Origin of the sequence: Stieleria neptunia (genome assembly GCF_007754155.1) — a bacterium.
In the GTDB taxonomy this organism is placed as follows: Bacteria; Planctomycetota; Planctomycetia; order Pirellulales; family Pirellulaceae; genus Stieleria; species Stieleria neptunia.
The window spans coordinates 3,633,631-3,654,705 of sequence record NZ_CP037423.1 but is presented as its reverse complement, the minus strand read 5'-3'; the positions used below and the strand labels follow the sequence as shown (position 1 = coordinate 3,654,705).

14 protein-coding genes are annotated in these 21,075 nt (G+C 56.7%); 7 read left to right on the top strand and 7 right to left on the bottom strand.

Annotated elements, in window-relative coordinates; genetic code table 11:
* Window positions 1-30 precede the first annotated feature (30 nt).
* Together Enr13x_RS12700 and Enr13x_RS12695 are read right to left on the bottom strand one after the other, a co-directional pair.
* Window positions 31-1,044: an exo-alpha-sialidase gene (locus tag Enr13x_RS12700; RefSeq protein WP_231744249.1), complete on the bottom strand. Its 1,014-nt coding sequence runs from the start codon at window positions 1,042-1,044 to the stop codon at window positions 31-33.
* Between the two features lie 260 nt (window positions 1,045-1,304).
* The gene (locus tag Enr13x_RS12695) at window positions 1,305-1,619 is read right to left on the bottom strand and encodes a DUF1501 domain-containing protein (protein ID WP_231744248.1); all 315 of its coding nucleotides are present in this window, start codon (window positions 1,617-1,619) and stop codon (window positions 1,305-1,307) included.
* Window positions 1,620-1,656: 37 nt separating this feature from the next.
* On the opposite strand from Enr13x_RS12695, the gene Enr13x_RS39765 reads away from it, so the two are divergent.
* The 4 genes from Enr13x_RS39765 (at window position 1,657) to Enr13x_RS12675 (ending at window position 7,157) form a co-directional block, all read left to right on the top strand.
* Window positions 1,657-2,076 carry a DUF1501 domain-containing protein gene (locus Enr13x_RS39765; protein WP_390621081.1) on the top strand — a complete coding sequence of 140 codons (420 nt, stop codon included), beginning with the start codon at window positions 1,657-1,659 and terminating at the stop codon, window positions 2,074-2,076.
* 182 nt (window positions 2,077-2,258) lie between these two features.
* Window positions 2,259-4,511 carry a PSD1 and planctomycete cytochrome C domain-containing protein gene (locus Enr13x_RS12685; protein WP_197455993.1) on the top strand — a complete coding sequence of 751 codons (2,253 nt, stop codon included), beginning with the start codon at window positions 2,259-2,261 and terminating at the stop codon, window positions 4,509-4,511.
* 8 nt (window positions 4,512-4,519) lie between these two features.
* On the top strand, window positions 4,520-5,953 hold the full coding sequence (locus Enr13x_RS12680) for a DUF1501 domain-containing protein (protein ID WP_145386520.1): 1,434 nt from the start codon (window positions 4,520-4,522) through the stop codon (window positions 5,951-5,953).
* A gap of 22 nt (window positions 5,954-5,975) precedes the next feature.
* Window positions 5,976-7,157 carry an ROK family transcriptional regulator gene (locus tag Enr13x_RS12675; protein WP_145386518.1) on the top strand — a complete coding sequence of 394 codons (1,182 nt, stop codon included), beginning with the start codon at window positions 5,976-5,978 and terminating at the stop codon, window positions 7,155-7,157.
* Between the two features lie 463 nt (window positions 7,158-7,620).
* Here Enr13x_RS12675 and Enr13x_RS12670 read toward each other — a convergent pair whose 3' ends face one another.
* The 4 genes from Enr13x_RS12670 to Enr13x_RS12655 form a co-directional block, all read right to left on the bottom strand.
* Window positions 7,621-9,087 carry a BNR-4 repeat-containing protein gene (locus Enr13x_RS12670; protein ID WP_145386516.1) on the bottom strand — a complete coding sequence of 489 codons (1,467 nt, stop codon included), beginning with the start codon at window positions 9,085-9,087 and terminating at the stop codon, window positions 7,621-7,623.
* 34 nt (window positions 9,088-9,121) lie between these two features.
* Window positions 9,122-11,941 (bottom strand): serine hydrolase, encoded by a 2,820-nt coding sequence (locus Enr13x_RS12665; RefSeq protein ID WP_231744247.1) that lies wholly within the window; start codon window positions 11,939-11,941, stop codon window positions 9,122-9,124.
* 178 nt (window positions 11,942-12,119) lie between these two features.
* On the bottom strand, window positions 12,120-13,034 hold the full coding sequence (locus Enr13x_RS12660; RefSeq protein ID WP_231744246.1) for an AraC family transcriptional regulator: 915 nt from the start codon (window positions 13,032-13,034) through the stop codon (window positions 12,120-12,122).
* Window positions 13,035-14,085: 1,051 nt separating this feature from the next.
* Entirely contained in the window at window positions 14,086-15,573 is a 1,488-nt protein-coding gene (locus Enr13x_RS12655) for a family 43 glycosylhydrolase (RefSeq protein ID WP_145386512.1), read from the bottom strand.
* 345 nt (window positions 15,574-15,918) lie between these two features.
* On the opposite strand from Enr13x_RS12655, the gene Enr13x_RS12650 reads away from it, so the two are divergent.
* On the top strand, window positions 15,919-16,764 hold the full coding sequence (locus Enr13x_RS12650) for a helix-turn-helix domain-containing protein (RefSeq protein WP_145386510.1): 846 nt from the start codon (window positions 15,919-15,921) through the stop codon (window positions 16,762-16,764).
* 503 nt (window positions 16,765-17,267) lie between these two features.
* Here Enr13x_RS12650 and Enr13x_RS12645 read toward each other — a convergent pair.
* Window positions 17,268-17,942, bottom strand: a complete 675-nt coding sequence (locus Enr13x_RS12645; protein ID WP_145386508.1) for a peroxiredoxin-like family protein — start codon at window positions 17,940-17,942, stop codon at window positions 17,268-17,270.
* An 831-nt stretch (window positions 17,943-18,773) separates the two neighbouring features.
* Here Enr13x_RS12645 and Enr13x_RS12640 point away from each other — a divergent pair.
* Both Enr13x_RS12640 and Enr13x_RS12635 read left to right on the top strand, forming a co-directional pair.
* Window positions 18,774-19,331 carry a peroxidase-related enzyme gene (locus Enr13x_RS12640; protein WP_145386506.1) on the top strand — a complete coding sequence of 186 codons (558 nt, stop codon included), beginning with the start codon at window positions 18,774-18,776 and terminating at the stop codon, window positions 19,329-19,331.
* Window positions 19,332-19,694: 363 nt separating this feature from the next.
* Window positions 19,695-21,065 carry a Gfo/Idh/MocA family oxidoreductase gene (locus Enr13x_RS12635; protein ID WP_145386504.1) on the top strand — a complete coding sequence of 457 codons (1,371 nt, stop codon included), beginning with the start codon at window positions 19,695-19,697 and terminating at the stop codon, window positions 21,063-21,065.
* Window positions 21,066-21,075 lie beyond the last annotated feature (10 nt).

Here is a 21,075-nt window from a genome sequence, read left to right as displayed (position 1 = left end):
GCGAAAAGTCGTGAGGATCCTCGCACATCGTCAGCGCGATTCGTCGGCCAATCGTAGTTTCGCCAGGATGACGCGGTTGTTTTCGCCTTTGCGTTTACTTTGGGTCACTCGGCCTTCCGCGACGGTGATCCAGGATTCGCTGTCGCTGATGCGGCAAATGCCTGAGTTGCCGAGCGTCGCGTGGTTTTCTGGTACGACAATTTGTTCGGTGTCTTTCAGGACGCCCAGTCGCTGTGGGTCAACTTCGGCGATAAACAATGGAGCTCGATGACGCATGATGTGATCGTTGTTGGCGCCGCGTCGGGTGTAGACAAGGTAAAGGCGTTTTCCCAGAGTGACCCAGTGCTGCTGGGTGTTATAGCTACCAAGATCTTGACCGTTGTCGAATTTCCACGGAATGTGATCGGAGTACGTTGTACCGTCCGAGCTGCGGGCAACCCAGGCGCCGTCGTCGGCACGCATTGCGAAGAAGTACGCTCCGTTGTGGGCGGCAACGGACGGTTCATAAAGACCTCGCTTGGTCGGAATCGAGTGCTCCGTGCCGTGGTCGATGTACTCTAACGTTTTTCCGTCGAATCGACATCTCGCCACGATTGAAACATAGTTGCGTTTCGATTCGCTTCGTTGGTATCGAACGGGCAGCAGGACAGTTCCATCGTCAAGGACAACCTGTTGGTGGCAACCAGCGTTCGGCGCGATGATCGGATGTCCGGTGTGATCCTGCTGCGGCATCTTCAGCATGCGAAGAGGACCAAATTCTCGTGAGGCTGGATCAAAGACACAGAAAGAAACTTGTTCTCGCAGGAAGTTTTCCTTCTTACCGTCGGCAAAGTTGAATGTCTTTCCGGTGATCAAGACCTTCTTGGTTTTTGGATGCCAGATCGGACACAAGTCGCCCGCGACGACCTCGTACCCATCGTCCTGACGCATTCTTCGCAGCGACGGAATCGCTGCTGGTTTGCTCCAATTCTTTGCAGAGAGTTCGCTGAAGATGGCAAAAACGTCATGGTACCCGTGAGCGCCGACTTTCTTCGTGCGTGACATGGTGGTCAACACAAAAGGATTTTCTCTCCGCCGCGCGATGGCTGTGCGAGCCTGAGTCCAATCCCAATCGGAATCGCCTTCGACAATGACGGACCGTTCGATCTCTAGTTCAGCGGCAAGAGTCGCTCCAACGGAGCCCACGAGAATCAACAAGCACACAATGACTCGCGTCATTCTTCTTTGCACCATCGACGAATCTCCTTTGCGATCGATTTTGGTCTTCAAACTGCCGATGCGAATCGAACTCGAATGTCATCCGGCTACGCGAAAACTTCCTTGATGACTTCGCCGCCGAAGACGGTTGGGATTCCATCGCGGTTGTTGTGGTTCCATGAGAGGCGATGTTGATCGAACCCCATCGCGTGCAGGAGGGTGGCGTGCATGTCGGCAGGTGAGACAGGTCGTTCGACGGGGACGTAGCCAAGTTCGTCGGTGGCTCCGATGATTTGTCCGCCTTTGACTCCGCCTCCAGCGATCCACATAGTGTAGCCGGCCGGTGAACCGAACAGTCGTGAATTGAACAAAAAGATGACGCTCTTTGCCGATGCCGCATGGTGAGCTTTCGGTTCCGACACCAAAACTGATTCGTTCGCACGCGCGTCGTCGAGCAACATGGATGTCAGGCCCAGTGACAGTGTCAATCATCCGCAGTCTGTGTATCAGATGAACAGCGAAAGCATCTTGATGGGAAATCCCAGCGTCGGAAGCTGGGTGGCCTACGGACCTGGTTCCGAAAACCAGAACATGCCGGCTTTCGTGGTGCTGCCTGATCCGGGAGGCGGCTTAGGACCGCCTGCGCATTACAGTAACAGAACTGCGCGGCTGCGCATTCGATCGGTCCCTCTTTCCGGATACAATGACCGCAAATGTGTGGGTTTTGAATTTGTGAGCGGCAAGGCACTAGTGCTTTGTCAGCTTTCAATTTTCGAGCCTGCGTTTGTCGAGCGGAAAAGGGGTCAGGTACCAAAAACCAAATGGTCCGCAGGGTGCTTCGCATTTTTGGTACCTGACCCCTGTTCCGCGGTACCCTAAGAATAAAAGTTGACGACGCACTCGTCGTGACATGATTCCGGGGAGATGAATCGGCCTGCACTCCGACGATTTACGGCGCGCCATTTCGTAAACACCGTTGACTTAATCGTTTTCGGGAAGTAGCCTCTCGGATCCAGGTGTTTCTCGAGCGTAGATTCCCCGATTTTGCGAGGGCGATTCCATTGAACTGTCGAGCGCTGTTGCTCTTTGCGATCGTGATTCATTCTCTCGCTGCCGGATCGGCTGATGCGGACGAGGCGTCTTTCGAATCGGATGTTGCTCCATTACTGATCAGACGATGTGTCGAATGCCACCAGGGGCGACATCCGTCGGGAAATCTTTTGCTGACAACCGCCGAAGGATTTCGCAGGGGCGGCGATTCTGGTCCGGCAGTGGACCTTGACAACCCACAGGACAGTTACCTGTTGCAGCGCATCCACGACGGTGAAATGCCGCCGGAGAAAAAGGGCCGGTCGCAGCAGTTGCCTGAACAGGAAGTCGCCGTGCTTCAACGCTGGATTGCCGCCGGTGCCGAATGGCCCAAGGGGCGACATCTCGATTGGTTTGAGCGCAGCAGCGATGTTCGTGGCGGCCGTGATTTGTGGTCATTGCAACCGGTCCGACGTCCTGACGTTCCGCGGCTGCAAACGTTGCCGCAGCCGGCCAATCCCATCGATGCGTTTGTGGGAGCACGGCTGGAGGAGCAACAGATGTCTCCTGCTGCCGCAGCCGGCAAACGCGTCTTACTACGTCGCCTGTACTTCGACCTGATCGGACTACCGCCAAGCCTGGAGCAAGTCGAAGCGTTTGAGCGCGACGACTCACCGCAGGCACTGGAGCACGTCATTGATCGCCTGCTGGATTCTCCACAATATGGAGAGCGCTGGGGACGCTACTGGCTGGATCTTGTTCGATACGCTGACACCAGCGGATACGAACGCGACCAGGAGAAACCATTTGCGTGGAAATACCGTGACTGGGTGGTCAACGCGCTCAACTCAGACATGCCTTACGATCGCTTTGTGATCGCACAACTGGCGGGCGACGAGATACCGGAACGCACCGAGGCGTCTGTCGTCGCCACGGGCTTTCTGCGATTGGGAGCATGGAACGATGAACCCAACGATCCGCTGGACTACCAATACGATCGCCTGGAAGATCTGGTTCACACCACGTCGTCTTCGTTCCTTGCGATGACCGTCAAGTGTGCTCGGTGCCACGACCACAAGTTCGATGCAATCAAGCAAGAAGACTACTACCGGATGGCGTCGGCATTTTGGGCGGGGCCCATTGCAGCTCGCCAACGAAAACTGCTGGGCGGTCCAACTCCGGAGGAGCTTGGAGTCACCGAAGTGCTTGGCTGGACCGATCTCGGCCCGACTCCGCCACCCCTGCATGTGCTCCACAATGGCGAACGTGAGGCTCCGCTGGATGAAGTCGTCCCGGCGTCGCTTTCGATGATCCCGGACCTGGAGCGGACGTTCGATGCGCCGCCAGATGGCTCGAAGTCATCTCACCGACGACTTCAACTGGCCCAGTGGATTGCCAATCCGGACAATCCACTGACGGCTCGCGTTTTCGTGAATCGCCTGTGGCAGCACCATTTCGGGAAAGCCATCGTGCGGTCCCCCAACAACTTTGGCTTTTTGGCCGATCCACCGACGCATCCGAAATTGCTGGACTGGCTGGCGGACGAGTTCGTCAAACGCGGCTGGAAGATCAAGCGGATGCACAAGTTGATTTTGACCTCGAAAACGTGGCAGCAATCATCAAACCACACCGAGTTTTCCAGTTACAACCAGAAGGATTCGGCCAACCGATTGTGGTGGAAGAGTGAACGCCGTCGTCTCGATGCCGAAGCTCTGCGAGATGCCATGCTGGCTGTGTCGGGAGAACTGGATTTGCGAGTCGGCGGGCCGGGTTTCCGCCCAACGATTGACGCCGCGGCACTGGAAGGACTTTCCAAAAAGTCGGCGGCTTGGAATCCGTCGCCCCCGGAGGAACAACTTCGCCGCAGCCTGTACATGTTTTCGAAACGCGGTCTGCTGCCGCCAATGATGACAACGTTTAACTTTTCTGACACGACTCTGTCATGCGGAAAGCGAGACGTGACGACCGTTCCCACCCAGGCTTTGGTGCTGATGAACAACCCGCTGGTGCATGCTCGAAGCCGCAGGCTGGCTTCAACAATCATCGCAAACGGGGCGCAGGGTCGCGATCGCGTGTCTCAATTGTGGTCGGCGGTCTTCGCAAGAGAACCGTTCGCCGAGGAATTTCGTCTGGCGGAAAAGCACCTTGAAACACAATTGCGACGTTTCGAACCATTGGCGACGGAGCCTGCGCAGACAGAACAGACCGGGTCACCAGAAACGTTGGCGCTGGCGTCGCTGGCTCACGTCCTGCTGAATTCCAACGAGTTCATTTACTTAGATTGAGACCTCTTATGTTGAATCGATCTTTATTCCCTTGCGGCAGGTCGCGACGTGAATTTGTCTGGGACATGGGGGCCGGCTTCGCTGGAGTGGCACTGGCCAGCCTGCTGGGCCGAGACGGCGTTTCCATCGGAACGGCGACGGCGGAAGAAAGCCCGCAATCCGCCAGGCCGCATGCAAAGGCGTGTATCTTTTTGATGATGAATGGTGCGCCGTCGCAGGTTGACACGTTCGACTTCAAGCCGGAACTGGAAAAGTACAGCGGCAAACAACTTCCGGCTGACAAAAAGTTCATCAACTCCGGTGGTCGAAAAATGGGCTACCTGACTCCTGCCTGGCGACCCTTCCACCCAGGCGGAGAATCCGGGCTGCTGGTTTCGGACTACTTTCCGAACGTCAGAGAGCACGCCGACAAGCTGTGCGTCATCAATTCATGCCACACCGACAGCCATGCCCATGGTTCGGCTCTCGTCGCCATGAACACCGGCAAGACGTTAATCGGCCGACCGTCCCTTGGAAGCTGGTGCGTCTACGGCATGGGGTCGGAAAACGAAAATCTGCCGGGCTATGTCGTCATGCTGGACAAACGCGGTGGCCCAATCAGCGGGCAACCCAATTGGTCCAGCGGTTTCATGCCCGCGACGTATGCGGGCACGTTATTTCGGCCAACTGGCGATCCGATCCTTGATCTGAAAGGGCCGGCTCACGTGACCCAGGCCGTGCAACGAGAGCAACTCGACATGCTGGCACAGCTGAATCAACAGCACCTGTCGACTCGTCCCGGTAGTCAGAAGCTGGCAGATCGCATCCGAAGTTACGAACTCGCCTATCGCATGCAGTCGGCCACCCCCGAAGCCGTCGACCTGTCGCAGGAAAGTCAGCAGACGCTGGATTCGTACGGCGTTGGCAATCAACCGACTGACGAATACGGTCGCAACTGTTTGATTGCTCGCCGTCTGGTCGAACGCGGCGTGCGGTTCATTCAGTTGTATTCCGGTGGCGGCCACCTGGAAGAGACCTGGGATGCCCATGAGAGCATCGAAAAGAACCATGGCCAGCATGCCGCCGAAGTTGATCAGCCGATCGCCGCACTTCTGACCGACCTTGAGCAACGCGGTCTTCTAGAAGACACACTGGTCGTCTGGGGCGGCGAATTCGGACGCATGCCGTTTAGCGAAGGCCAGGGAGCTCCGGGTCGAAACCACAATCCGTATGGATTCAGCATGTGGATGGCCGGTGGAGGAATCAAGGGCGGGCAAACGTATGGAGAAACGGATGAATTCGGATTTGAAGCGGTGACAGACAAAGTCCATCTGCACGATCTTCACGCCACCATTCTCCATGCCATGGGCCAGGACCACGAGACGCTGTCGTGGTTTCATCAGGGGCGAGAAGAAACACTCACCGACGTCGGCGGTCGAGTTGTCCACGACCTGTTTGCATAGGCGCCTGTGACGGCACAGACAGATGAATACACCCCATTCAACAGAACCCCGATTACTCAGCCAACTCAATGAGCGCGCCGTCCTGCGTGTTCTTCAGACAAATGGACCGAGTTCTCGGGCAGAAGTCACTCGGCTGGCGGGCGTCACTCGCCCGACGGTTTCAAAAGCTGTTTCATCGCTGCTGAAGTCTGGGCTGCTGGAAGAATTCGATGCGCCCGAAAACATGCGAGGTCGTCCGGCAAAGAAGCTGCGACTGGGAGGCTCCAATTCGCAGGTGGTTGGGCTGGTCGTCGATCGTCCGACGTGTCGCCTGGTCACCGCAGGGCTAGATGGTACGCTGCGGGCGGATACATTGCGGGAATTCGAGACTCCACCAACCTACGACGAACTCCTCGCCACGGTTGTCGATCAGCTCGAGTCGCTGCGTTCGCAAGAGAGTCTACGAACACTGGGCGTCGGCGTCAGTTTGCCCGGACTGTATGACTATCGAGAAGGCTGCTCGATTTTGTCGCCCAATGTTCCGCAGACGAATGGCCGTTGCCTCGGCAGAGACTTGGCCACGCGGTTGGACGTGGAAGTTGCCGTCCTGCAGGAGTCGGACGCTCTTTGTCTTGCCGAGCGCCACTTCGGCCTCGCAGGCACCTTGACCGACTTCGCCATGCTCGATGCCAGCACCGGAATCGGACTGGGGATTTTTAACGACGGAAGCCTGCTGAAGGGGAGTTGCGGCTTGGCCGGAGAGATCGGTCACCTGCCAATGGCGCCTGACGGTATTCTGTGCGGCTGTGGACGGGTCGGTTGCCTGGAAACCCTGGCCAGCGATACCGCAGTGGCACGTCTCGTTTCGCAGAACCAGGGGCAAAACCTGACACTCAGCCAGATCGTCGATCTCGTTCGTGCAGGCGACTTGAACGTTACGGAAGAGCTGGAACAAGTTGCACAACAATTCGTTTTTGCGCTCGTGACGACAATCAATCTGTTCAATCCCCAGACCCTGTTCGTCCATAGCCGCATGTTCGATCTGGACGACTCGCTGCTGGAGCGTTTGATACGGCAAACAGAGTCCCAAGCGCTAATGCCGTCATTCCGCCAATGCCGCATCGAACGCGCCCGCGGCAGCAAACGCGAAGGGGCGATTGCCGGAATCATCGAACATCTCACCGACTCACGCGTTTCACCAGCGGCACCGGAACCTCAGTCGTGAGTCTCCAGGCCGCGCCGTCCCCCGCGTCATGCGCCGACGGGTCAGTTGGCGACTGGTCGTTTGGCAAGAATGACGCGGTTGTTTTCGCCCTTTTGTTTGCGGCCAGGCTCGCTGGACAGCCTGCACCAAGCTTACTCGGTTAAGCAATCTTTTCGAAAAACGCGGGGCCAACGATAGACATTCAAGGGAACGGAGGCCTGTTCACCAGTACGGATTCCGAGAATCGTACTCGTACTCGTACTCAATGAAATGGTACTCGTACTCGAAACCCGCGTGCTGATCGAGTACGAGTACCGCCAATGGCTGAGTACGAGTAGGATCAATATGATGAGAAACCGTTTAACGCCGGAGGCCGTGAACGGTTACAAAAAAACTACTTCACCACCGCCAGTCGCTTGCAGGGGCTCGAGATCCCGAACGCCCCCGCATCGAATGAATGCGCCCGTAACAGGTGGAGTTGTTTTCAAGGAGACTCGACAAGGATTGGCGAGGCCGTCTCTCCGTCCATCGACTGGGGAAGTTGATAAACGTTGCCTTTGATATCCGCAAAATGGATTCGCGAGCCCGAGGGTTGTCGCCCGTGGCCATCTGCCCAGATGGCGATGAAATCTGGATGTGCAGACAAGGCGCGGCGAACGTAGGTATGATTCCTCGTACTGCCCGAAGTCATCTGGCGAGATTGCTTCCATGTGGTGCCTTGATCGCGGCTCTCCCACATCGCGATTTCACCTCCAGGATTGTAAGGCTGCGGGCCTTTCCCTGTGGGCCCAATGACGCGCCAGTCGTCTGGCGCGAATATCCAAAGTTCACCGAAATCATAGTTGTTGTCTGACGTCGTGATCTCACTGAAGGCCCACTTCTCACCTGTCCATTTCGCAATCGTCCATGTCCTAGGATCGTTTTTCGGCCCGGACTGATAGCCCTTGCTGGTGATGTACAGCAACACGGGGCGATGCTTCTCATCGAACCGTAGATCCTTTAAGTACACGTTCAGCCCTTCGGACTGATAATCGCGAATCAACGCTGGGTTGCGAACGGTCGTCACAGGTAACGAGAGCGGTTGCCCGTCGACCGATTGCCACGAGTTGCCACCATCAGCGGATTCGACGTAGTACAAATTGGTGCGCCAGTTCAGCCCTTTCCCCTCAGGATGGAAGTTGAAGAACGTTCCAATCTTTGACTCGCAAATTCCCGAGATCTGGTAATGGCCTTCTTCGATTGCTGCAATGCGCTGCCACTCGCTCCACGCGACGCCATCGTCACTCTTCATGAAACAGATCGTTCGCTTTGCAGGGTAACCGTAGCGGGTGAAGAACACTTGAAAACCATGATCTGCGGACTGCCACGCTTGAAGGTACGAGAAATTATCCAACGGAGTTGGCTTGTCGCCTTCCAGCCGCGTCGCGGGGACAATCTCGAACTCATTGATGTCGTAAGGCCGCACGCTGCGGTGAATGAATGACGGGCGAGATCGACCATGTGAGGTCGAGAAGATCCAAATGTGGCCTTTGCCGTCCACAGAAATGACTGGATTGTCATGCGCGTCATCGGTTTGCTTGTCCAGCAAGAGCGTTGGACGCGGAACCGTTTTGGTGTCGTGGTCGAAATAGGAAACCATATGAACCAGCTTCCGGTCGTTGTCCTTTGTCGCGCCGCCATAACAGAAAAACGTTTTGTTCACCTCGGGACAGTGAATCGCAAACGGTTTGTGTTTCGCACAGTACGTTCCCAATCCGCCGCTGTATTTGTAAACGTACTCGTCACCCGATGGCTGATTCATGTACCAGATGCCGCGATAGCCATCCGCCTTTTGATTCAGCGTAATGGTGTCGTCAGCAACGGCGGCTTTGCAGCCAAGAAACCCCACTGCGATCGCTATGAAAGCGAGTGTAAAACGATGTGTGAGTCTGTGATTTGATGCTGGAGTCATAGGTTCCAATGGATGATCTTCTTGTTGAAATCGGTTAGTTGTCAAACAAATCATGGTCCGGCCACTGGCTGACGTTGTCGATTGCCTCTTCCAGTTGGGGCAGGACGCCGCTGACCACACGTGAGAGACGTGCCGTGATTCGCGTATTGAACAGGAGTGCCACATTTCGGCCATCGGGGCGACGGATCAGGATTGTATTGGTGCCGGGCAACGATCCGCCATGCGATGCGGTCAGCTGTCCTGATTCATTTGTCGTCACGGACCAGCCGAGTCCATAAAATTTCGATTTCGGCGTTCCGTCCTGATTGTGTCCGGCCAACCCATCCGGTCGTTTCACCATCTCTGCGATGCTATCGGACGATAGTATCGGGCTGTCCTCCGGCGAGTCAAGCGCGCTGGCAAAACGTACCAAGTCGGTTGCCGATGCAATCCACGCTCCGTGCGAATCCATTGCTTCCAGATGCCATGCCCCATACGGCTGCGGAACCGGCGAATTCAGATCCTTCGCGAAGACGGAATCTCCGAGGCGAGGATCGTAGTAGCGTACTTCGTTCTCTTTGCGCCCTGCAAGTCGTGTTGCTCCGATGCTCATCGCGGTCGAGCCGACGGGATCAAGCACAGACTGCTTGACGTACTGTTCGTAAGATTTCCCGGTCAGTTTTTCGATCACTCGCCCCAGCAAACAGTAGCCGTAGTTCGAGTACGCATAGCGTTCGCCGGGATCAAAATCGAGCGGCTTGCCCAGCATCATGCGGATGATGGTTTCCGGAGCCGCGGGTGGTTCGACGCCGAGCGTTTTCGAAAACTCCGTCGACCTGAACATCGCGTCAAACGATTGGTCACGGTCCCAACCGCCGCGATGTTGCAGCAAATGTCGAATCGTGATTTCGTCCTGACGCTTGTCATACTCCGCATTTTCCGGAAGGTACGGTTCGTACTGAAGCACTTCAAAGACCTTGTCATCGAGCGACAGTTTCTTCTGCTCGATCAGTTGCAGGATCGCGACGGCCGTGATCGGCTTGGAAATACTGGCGATGCGAAAAAGACTCTCGGGAGTCACGCGCTCTCGCTGACCAACGTCCGCGTAGCCAAACCCGCGTGCATACACCAATCGGCTGCTGTCGGTAATCGCCAGCGACGCTCCGGGAATTTGGTGCTCGCCGATGAACGCCTGCAGAACCGCGTCGACCTCGGCGAAAGGAGTTTGCACGATGCCTGTCGCGACACGGTGCGATGCTTTGGACTCATCAAACCCCGGACCTCGAAGGACACGACCGGGACGGTTTCGAGTAAGCTTCGCGTCGGCAAGAACGGTCTCGCCGTTGACGATCACGTGCTTCATGCCGACTGACAATGCATGTGGGTCCTTGAAATTCGCTTTGTCCGTCAATTCATCGTAATCAAACACGATCACATCTGCGGCTAGACCTTCGGCGATGCGTCCTCGGTCGTACACCATCACACTGTTGCAAGCCGTGGCACTCGCCTGCGCAACCGCGCGTTCCAGCGAAAGGGCTCCAAGATCTCGAACGTAGCGAGAGAGCATTCGCGGAAAGGAGCCGAATGATCGGGGATGCGAAGCGCTGCGACTGCCACCAGCGGGCCCGACGTCGGTGCAGAACGAAACGAATGGCTGCTGCATGGCGAAAATCTTGTTCGCGTCGCTCATGGTTTCGGGCAGGGCGAAGGCCCCGGATGTGCACAGTGTAAAGAACGTGTCCCAGACGTCGTCGCCGGTCGCCTTTGCCATCGCGGCAACGGACTGCCCTGTGAATTCTCGGTAGCGAGGGGCGTTGGTTTGACCGACGACAATGCGGTCCCAATCTGATCCGGTGTGCCGGTACCAGTTTTCCCAACCGGGTGTCTCTTCCATTTCCCGTCGCACTTCGGCCCGCAGGTCGGCGTCGTTCTTCAGGCGATTGAGAAACTTTGCGCGACCTTCACCAAAGTGCCGCGGATGAATCAAAGCGTCGATGCCCAGACCATTGTTGACGTAGGGGTAAATATCGGCGGTGACCTGCCGACCTTCCGCTCGAGCGGCCTTGATTCGGGCAATCGCCAATTGCATCTTTCCCCAGTTTTGCCTGCCCGCTGCTTTGAGATGATAGATGTGGACGGGAGTGTTTCCGACGCGACCAATTTCCAGCGCCTCGTCGATCGCTTCCAAAAGCTGATCGCCTTCGTTGCGCATGTGAGTGAAATATCGTCCGCCATATTCACCCGCAACCCCGGCCAGTGCTCCGATTTCTTCCGTGGTCGCATAAACGGCTGGCGGATAGATCAGCGCCGTGGACACGCCGATCGCACCGGCCTCCATCGCTTCGCGAACATGCTCCTTCATCGCGTCGAGCTCTTCGTCGCTTGCTCGGCGATTGTCTTCGCCCATCACAAGACGCCGCACCTGCGTGTGCCCAACCGTTTGAACCACGTTGACCGGCATGCCTTTGGAATCGAGCAACTGGAAGTACTCGGCCATATTTTGCCAGCCAATCCTGGCCGCTTCCAGCTCGTGCACCGGCGCCGCAGAAGACCCTTCGCCCGCGTTGATCGTTGTGATACCCTGAGTCAGCAGGTTGATAGCAGTCGCCGGCTGACGCAGCATGGGCGTGGCCGTTTGCCCCATCATGTCGATGAAACCCGGGGCAACGATCAGGCCCTCGGCATCAATCGTCTTGCTCGCCGATTCTGGGTTGATCTTGCCGATCTTGATGATGCGTCCGTCGCGAATGCCAATATCGGCCTCGTACCACGGAGCCCCCGTGCCATCGACCACGCGTCCATTGACAATCGCGATTTCGAAAGTCCTTTGCGATTCCTCCCCGTTGACCGAACCACGCATGCAAAGCAACAACACGGTTGCGCAAAGAGTTAGAGAGGTAGCAGAACGAAAGACGAACAGAGTTTGCATCATTTGATCACGGTGTGGTTTCGCGGAAGATCATCTGGCAACAGCCTGATGCGTGGGCCGAAGCGCATCAATCGGCACGTGCGCAGAAATGTATCGATTTTTGCCCGACAGCATCCGTGCTCTCTCAGTCACAGTCAGCGTCCGCGCGATTGACCTGACGATACTCGCCGGGAGTCGCCCCCATCTGTTGGCGAAACGCCTGTGACAACGACGCGCCGGTTGCGAAGCCTGTTTTCAAGGCGATTGACGCGATGGACTGATCCGAATCGAGCAAAAGTCGACACGCGTGCTCCATTCGCACTCGGCGGATTTCTTCGGCGGGACTACGGTTCAAGACCGACCGAAACCGCTGTTCAAGACGCCGGCGCGAGATCGGAAAGCGTCGCGTCAGGCTGGAAACGGTGATCCCATCGGCTGCGGAATCGCGAATGCATTTAAGGATCTCAGCCAGTTCTTCGTCCTCGATCGCAAGCACGTCGGTGGAGTGTCGTGACCGCACGCGCAATGGCGGGATCAATGTTGTGCGTTTGGGCGCAGCAGCCCCCTTCATCATCCGCGACAACAGTTGCGCTGCGGAATCGCCGATACGATGACTGGCCAGTTCGACGGCAGAAAGGTGCGGTGATGCGACGTTGCACAAAAGATCGTCATCATCACCGGACAGAATGGCGACATCATCCGGAACGCGGATCGATTCAAGCGTGCAGATCTCGACCATTTGCCGGGCGGGATAAGGATCCGCCGCAAAGACACCCAGCGGACGCGGTAAACGAGCCAGCCATCTGCGGACATTCGCATGATTTGTCAACCAACCTTTGTCCTCGTCGCTACCCGTTTCGTACAACGAACATTCAAATCCATTGTCGCCGACAACTTGCAGAAACGCGTCGGCGCGGACGTCGGAATAGCGACCGATCGGCGGAGCGTAGCAGGCAAAGTGAGACAGCCCGTGATTTCGCAAGTGCTCGAACGCCATCTTTGCACGGACTGCGTCGTCGGTGGCGACGCGACCGAACCAATCGTCTTTCGGCACCATCATCGCAACGTCCACCACTGGCAATTCCAATTGCTGGAGGTGCCGCAGTAGCGCTGGGGTCCGAATCGATGCGATGACGCCATGTCCTTTCCATATCCTTGGCAAGCGAAGTCGCCCCTGAGCATCTCGAGGCGCGATCAGAACGGTCCAGTCAAGTTGTCGCGCAGCGCGACAGATGGCTTCCACGACGTTCCTGCCCCACGAATCATCGGTCTCGATGAGAATTCCGACTTGTCGAATTCTGTGGTTCGGTTTCCCCATTCAGCAAAACTCCGAGATGCTCTGACCAAAAACAACGACTTGCGCATTATAGCAACAGAACTGCGCGGCTGCGCATTCGGTGGCGTCGTCTTTCCAAATACAATGATCGCGAAACACTGCCAGTGTGCCGCCGTCTACACCGCTCGAGCAGCCCCTATCCGATAGTCTGCTGCGATATCGTCCGAGCGACATCGCTGCGACACGCCTGGCAGCGGCGTCACGTTTCCCCCAAGTGGTGAGCAGTCTTCATGATTCGTTCTGCGGTGCGTCCTTGATCCGAAAACCGTCCGCGATCGTTCCGACGCTTTTCACCCACATCGCTTTGCTGAGGGAATCAACGATGTCGTCGTGAACGGTTCGGTAGCGGTCGACCAAGCCCGCTGGCTCGGCACGCTCTCCGGTGAGGTCATTTTGAAACGCGCCATTTTTCTGCCATCCCGGTCAGCCGTACTCATTTGGTGCCACCCACCGATTGGTTCTTTGAGATGGCAGAAAAATCAGGGGCAGAAAAATGGGAGGAGACGGTGGGGAGAAGCAGTCAGACAAGAAAATATTGCATGGAGAGATCTGGATGCAAGGTAGCTAAGCCACGCCCGCGTGTGACCGAGTAGCCCCGTTAGGAACTGCTTCGGGCGTCTCATCTTCTTGTCACCCATTTTCTTGTCGTTCCCTCTCCCGGCTCAACGATCTTTTTGCCCACCATTTTTCTGCCATCCCAGCCAGCCTCTCTCCTTTGACGCCATCCACCGACTGATCGGTCTGCGGTCGCATTGAGCGTCGACTACCGGCGCATCTAGTGGATGGCACCATCCCTCTTGAACTTGAACGACTTGATCGCTGCGCGGCCCGTTCCGGCGGCATAGATTGCAGGACGCAGGTAAGAAAAATTCCCCAGCACATTGTGGTCGTAGCCGGAAAGTTCGTAGGTGCGTTCGTTCTTCGTCCAGGTCTCCCCGTCTTGGCTGTAGTACAGATTGAGCGATTGCTTCGACAGCTCAGCCCGCAGGTATCGAACATCGCTTGCAGCGACACCTCGGATGGTTTGCGTTCGGTCGCTGAACCGCATCATCAGCCGCTCGCCGTGAACGGCCAGCGAAGCGAGTCTCTGCTCGGAATACCAGATCGCCAATCCCAACTCGACGCCCGGATCATGGTCGCCAAGCTCGATCTCGACGGTGTAGTCTTTTCCCGGAGGATTGCACTGCAGCGTGCGCATTCGATCATCCGGATTGTTGAACTGAAATTCCCCACCGCCAACGCGATGGGTCTCCAGTACCGATGCTCCGGTCATCTGCCATTGGATCTTCAGCTGCGGTGATTCAAAGTCGTCCTCGACAATCGACTCATTCGGATGAACGATCACCTCCGGTTCCGATTTGGGATCACGCGTCGTCTTGAACCAGCCGTCGTCGGTCCACTCGATCGCTTCGACCAGCGTATGACGACCGTGCGGCAAGGCCCCTTTTTTGTAAGCGTGATAGACGACGTACCAATTGCCGTCGGCGTCATCGATGATCGTACCGTGTCCTTTCGACCAATAGGATTCACTTCGCGACCACGTGTGCACGATCGGATTGTGAGGGCTGTTCTCCCAGGGGCCAAGAGGTGACCGGGAGCGGGCCGAGGTCACCATATGGCTTGTCGCCGGACCCGCCGTGCCACCCTGCGCAGCGGTCATGTAGTAGTAACCATCACGAAACGTCAACTTGGGTGATTCCAGACAAAAACACTCGACGTCCCAGTCTGCAGGATATTCCCAACCAACGTGTTTTTGCTGCAGCTCTCCCGTGACCGTCAAGCCATCTTTGCTGAGCGGTGCCACACGGCCGCTGTGCATGTACAGAAATCGATCGCCAGTTGGAGTCGCCACATGCCCCGGATCGATGCCCGGAATGTCCAACAACCTCGGTTCTGACCACGGCCCACGTGGATCTTTGGCCGTCACGACATAGTTCTTCCCGCTCGACGGAAAGTACAGATAGAACAGCCCATCCTGTTTGATCAGATCGGGAGCCCAAACGGTTCCCACGTCCTTGTTCAACGCGTAAGCGATCGGTTGCCAATCGACAAGGTTGGTTGAATGCCAGATCTTCAGTCCTGGGACTTTCCGATAGGAACTATGAGTCATGTAGAAGTCGCCGCCATCGCGAACAATGGTTGGGTCCGCATGATCGCCACCAAGAATCACGTGCAATTTGCCATCGTTGGGCGGTCCGGCATTTACCGTGTGCAGACTCGTCCAGAGGAGAACGACGATCAGCAGAACGTGGGGCAATTTCATCAATCTAAATCGTTGCATGGGAATCGGATTTCCACTCGCCGACAACGCGAGTCGCTTGTTGTGGTTTTAGAGATTTTAGCACGCCGAACCGGCTACGTAACGAGTGCTGATGGCTCACAAACGGATGACCAGCATCGAGACCATCCGCCGTGCGAGCGGAAAAGGGGTCAGGTACCAAAAACCAAATGGCCCACAGGGTGCTTCGCATTTTTGGTACCTGCCCCCTTTTCCGCGGCACCCTCCGTTTAAAAGTTGACGCAGTCCTTGTGCAGTTTTTGGAAAGTCAATTCAACGGGGTGGCGGTTTCCCTGTGCTCGTCAAGGTGATCACGGTAAGCTAAGCCCCATGAAGCAGTTCGACACCAAACGCCCCGAGTTTTCGCCCTACGGATTCACATGCGAAACGTGGACGCCGACCCGAATGTCCCGTCCGGACCGGCACAATGAGATTGAAATGAACCTGCTGACGGCCGGTTCGTTGACCTACCTTCTAGGCGGTCAACGGACGACAATCCAGGCGGGCAGACTGGCGATCTTCTGGGCGGCGATTCCTCATCAAATCGTTGAGGTCGCAGGGGACTCGCCCTACTACGTCGTGACACTGCCATTGAGCGAGTTGTTGCGGGCGGGGCTCGACTTGACGTTGACGAATCGAATTTTGCAGGGGGAACTCCTGGTCGATGCCACGCAAGGCGAGTTGGACGTGAAAACTTTCGGGCGGTGGGAGCACGATCTGAAGAGCGACGACCGTACACTGGAACGGGCTGCACGATTGGAGGTGCAAGCACGCCTTTTGCGTTTCACCCACAGCGTTACCGACACACCTGTCGCCACCTCGATGACCCATTTGTCACGCGCCGATCAATTGGCGTGTTACATTGCGCGCAATTACCGGCAACCGCTGACCTCTCAATCGATCGCTGCAGCAAACGGCGTGCACGCCAATTACGCGATGAACCTGTTCCGCAAGACGTTTGGCACGACGATGACGGCGTTTATCGTCCAGCACCGTCTCTCTCACGCGCAGCGACTGCTGGTCACGACCGACGACGCGATCGTGAACGTCGCACTGGACTCGGGTTTCCAAAGCCTAAGCAGGTTCAACGAAGCATTCAAAGCAGGCTGCGGCTGCGCCCCGCGAGAATTCCGCAAAATGCATCGCCCAACCATTCCTGGTCAATCCACATCTTGACAACTCAATGCTCTCGTGCCGGATTGTGCCGGCGAAGGAGTCGCTTTCGGGGTTTTGTCGTTTCGGGACAGGTGTCGCGGGGCGGAGCCGAATGTCAGCTTCGACGGCACAGGGTATGGAGCAGATGAATGGGAAGGCGAATCTGCTTAGGGCACCTGAGACGGCAGAAAAATCAGGGGCAAAAAAATAGGAGGGGACTGAGGGGAGCACGGGAGACAGGAAAATGAGTGACAAGAAAATAGGGCAGGGGGAGACTTGCACGCTAGGAAGCTGAACCGCGAGGGCCTGTGACTGAGTCGCCCCATTGAAGACTGCTTCGGGCGTGCCATTTTCTTGTCGTTCACTCTCCCGGCTCAACGATCTTTTTGCCCACCATTTTTCTGCCATCCCAGCCAGCCTCTCTCCTTTGACGCCATCCACCGACTGATCGGTCTGCGGTCGCATTGCCGATTGATGCCCGGCGGATCTTGTGGGTGGCACGATAGATCAATAGATCACTCGAACTAGCGCAGTTGCTTGACTGCGGCGACCACTTCCGCAGGCTCGGCTCGTTTTTTGTAGTCCGCGTCGAGAAATGCGTAGGTGATCTTGCCTTCGGTGTTGATGACGTAGGTGGCGGCCAACGGAAGCTCCATCGCATCGCTGCCGTTGCGTTTGGCAAGCTGCAGCTTGTCTCGATAGACCGGCAAGATGGCGTCGGGCAATTGAAACACAATGCCGAACTTCCTGGCCAACTGATTGTTGGCATCATGCAAGACCAGCATCTCCAGATCATTGGCCGCGGCGGTCTCCTTGGCATTTCCCGGAAGCTCCGGCGTCAGCACCACCAGCTTGGCCCCCGCCCCCTCAATCGCACCGAGCTGTTTCTGCATCGCTCGCAATTGCAGATTGCAGTACGGGCACCACCCTCCGCGATACCACATCAAAATGACGGGGTTCTTTTCCCACACCTCACTGAGCGTGACCGGCTGGGCGTCCCAGCCTTTCAGCGTCGCATCGGCAGCCTTGTCGCCGACTTGTTTGGCCGATTTTTCGATGCCGGTGGCCCGAACGTTGTCGATGCCGGCTTGGAAGGTTTGAAGAACTTCGGCAGGATAGCGTTTGGAAGCGTTGGCTGCCGTTTCCTGGAGTTGGGAAGACAGAGTCGACGGATCGTCTGCGGAAACGTCGGTGACCATGGCGATGGATCCTGTGAGCGTGGAAAGCAAGGCGGCACAAAGCGAGAAGCGGAGATGCATGAGTTTGGAGACCTGAAAGGTGACGAACGCAACGGTTGCTACAGTGACATCCGTCTAATGACTGCGGCCCCACGAAAGCCGCCATCGATTGCCGAGAAAAGTCGCTCCCGTTCGCTTTCGCTCACAGTGGAATCGTGGGCGCGTGAGATAGAATCGGCAGCCAGGACCAGCGCCCGCAGATGGCAGAAAAATAGGGGGCAGAAAAACGGGAGGGGACTGTGGGGAGAACGGGGGACAGGAAAATGGGTGACAAGAAAATATTGCGCGCCGGTGATTGGATCCTGCGTCTCGTACCAGCTGGCCATTGCGACGCACACATCTCAAACACTGCGGTCCGTCGAGAGCGGCACAAGTGGCGTGCCAACCGAATCGGTCCTTGGGAGGGGCCCCCATTCACATCGCGTGGGGCTTTCAATCACACAAAGATTCGCCTGACCCACGCTGACTGGGGGGGAGGCGAATAAAGGGGAATCCTGAACTTGGGGCTCTCCCCCTGGGTCGGTGCAGGCTGTATGCCTGGGGTGTGGGCGGTAGAATGCAGAATCACGGTTAGGTCTCTGGCACCTAGTGCTTCGTCAACTTTTATTCTTAGGGTACCGCGGAAAAGGGGTCAGGTACCAAAAATGCGAAGCACCCTGCGGGCCATTTGGTTTTTGGTACCTGACCCCTTTTCCGCTCGACAAACGCAGGCGCGAAAATTGAAAGCTGACAAAGCACTAGATCGATTGCGAGACTTGAGACCATTTTCTGTTCCAGCCCGAAGAGACAGCGATGCCACGCTTCCCGTTGATCCATGAGACCGAGGCACCGGACGAGGTGACGGAGATCTATCGCGATTTCCGGCGAGAGATGCGGTTTCCCGACGTGCCAAACTTCATCCGCACGCAGGGTGCATCGCATTCGATGCTGGCTGGCACTTGGGGCCTGCTGAAGCATGTTCTTTTGGAGGGTCGCCTTCCGCGACCGACGAAAGAACTGATCTTTGTGGCGATCTCTGTGAAGAGGGAGTGCAGGTATTGCGCGGAGGCACACGCTGCGTGTTGTCGCGTCTTGGGGGTTGAGGACAGCACGATTCGGGCCGTGATGGAAGGGCTTAAAGGGGACGTCCCCGATCTCCCCGATCATACGCGCGACATTCTCCGATTCGCCATCAAGTGTGGTGCCACGCCCGAGAATCTGAACAACGATGATTTCGCCAGTCTCACCCGACACGGCCTGGACAACGAGCAGGTTTTGGAAGTGATCGCCACCGCAGCAATGGCGGTCTATTCGACGATCATTGCCGACGCGACGATGCTGGATGTTGATGACATGTTTGCAGAAATGTAGCAAGCACTCGCACCCATTTGGTGCCATCGGCCAACTGGTTCTTTGAGATGGCAGAAAAATCAGGGGCAGAAAAATGGGAGGAGACGGTGGAGAGAAGCAGCGAGACAAGAAAATGGGTGACAAGAACATATTGCATGGAGAGATCTGGATGCCAGGTAGCTGAGCCGCGCCCGCGCGTGACTTAGGTAGACCCGCTAGGAACGGCTTCGGGCGTACCATTTTCTTGTCACCGATTTTCTTGTCGTGCCCTCTCCCGGCTCTGCGATATTCCTGCCCCACATCAAGGACTTGGGCAACTACATTCAGCCCCCGAGTGTTACAATTACCGCTCCATTTCCCCTGATTTCTCAACAAGGTTCGACAATGAAATCCCAGGCCGTCTTCAACCGACGTGATTTTCTCCAAACGGCAAGCGCTACCACTGCGGCCGGCGTTTTCATGGGCACCAGCGCCGTCAGCCGGGCGCAAGATTCGCCGAATGAACGCCCCGTCTTCGCCACGATTGGGTTGCGCAACCAAGGCTGGACCATCACCAACAAGTCGACCAAGTTCGCGGACTTCGCCGCCTTTGCCGATGTCGACGCCAACGTGCTGGGCGCGGTCAACGAGAAGCTCGCGAAGAAAACTGGCAAGAAGGCTGACGGGTACAAGGACTACCACGAAGTGCTTGACCGCAACGACATCGATGCCGTCATGATTGCAGCGCCGGATCATTGGCACACGAAGATCTCGGTCGAAGCGATGTTGGCCGGCAAGGATGTCTACTGCGAAAAGCCGCTGACGTTGACCATCGACGAAGGCAAGTTGATCGAAAAGATTGTCAAGCAAACCGGTCGTGTGTTCCAAGTCGGAACCATGCAGCGAACCGAAAATAGCCACCGGTTTCTTCAAGCGATCGCATTGATCCGCGACGGCCGGATCGGCGAAATCCGCAAGGTGACGTGCGGAATCAACGGTGCCACGGGTTCGCCACCGATCCCCGCTATCGAAGCTCCCCAAGGCCTTGATTGGGACATGTGGCTCGGCCCAGCGCCGAAGGTGCCCTACCGTGCCTTGCCCGAAATGCGAAAAGGCTACGGTGGCGGTGTGCCACTGTTCACCAACTGTCACTACGCGTGGCGCAACTGGTACGAAACCTCCGGTGGCCAGATGAACGACTGGGGTGCCCACCACGTGGACATTGCGACCTGGGCATTGGGTGCGAGCGACACCGGTCCGAGCAAGCTGACGCCCGTCAGCTATTCATTACCGGTTGAATACAAAGACGGCTACCCGACGGTCAGTGATCAATACAATTCGCCAACCAAGTTTGAGATCCACGTCAACATGCCCGGTGACATTCCGATGATCATCACGAGCGAGGGTGACAACGGCATCTTGTTTGAAGGCACGAAAGGTCGCTTCTTCGTCAATCGCGGCAAGCTAGCGGGCAAGCCCGTCGAAGACTTGGAAACGAATCCGTTGCCTGAAGACGCCGTGGAGAAGGTCTATGGTGGTCCCGTCAGCGAGAACCACACCGCCAACTTCATCGAAGGCATGCGTTCCGGTAAACAACCGATCTCCGATGTTTGGACACACAACCGAATGCTTGAGACATGCCACTTGGCAAACATCGCGATCCGCTTGGGACGCGAGCTGAATTGGGATCCGACCAAACGTGAAATCATCGGTGACGAGGAAGCCAATTCGTTCCTTTCGCGAGAGAATCGCAAGGGCTACGAAATCAACATGTAGCGATACCGTT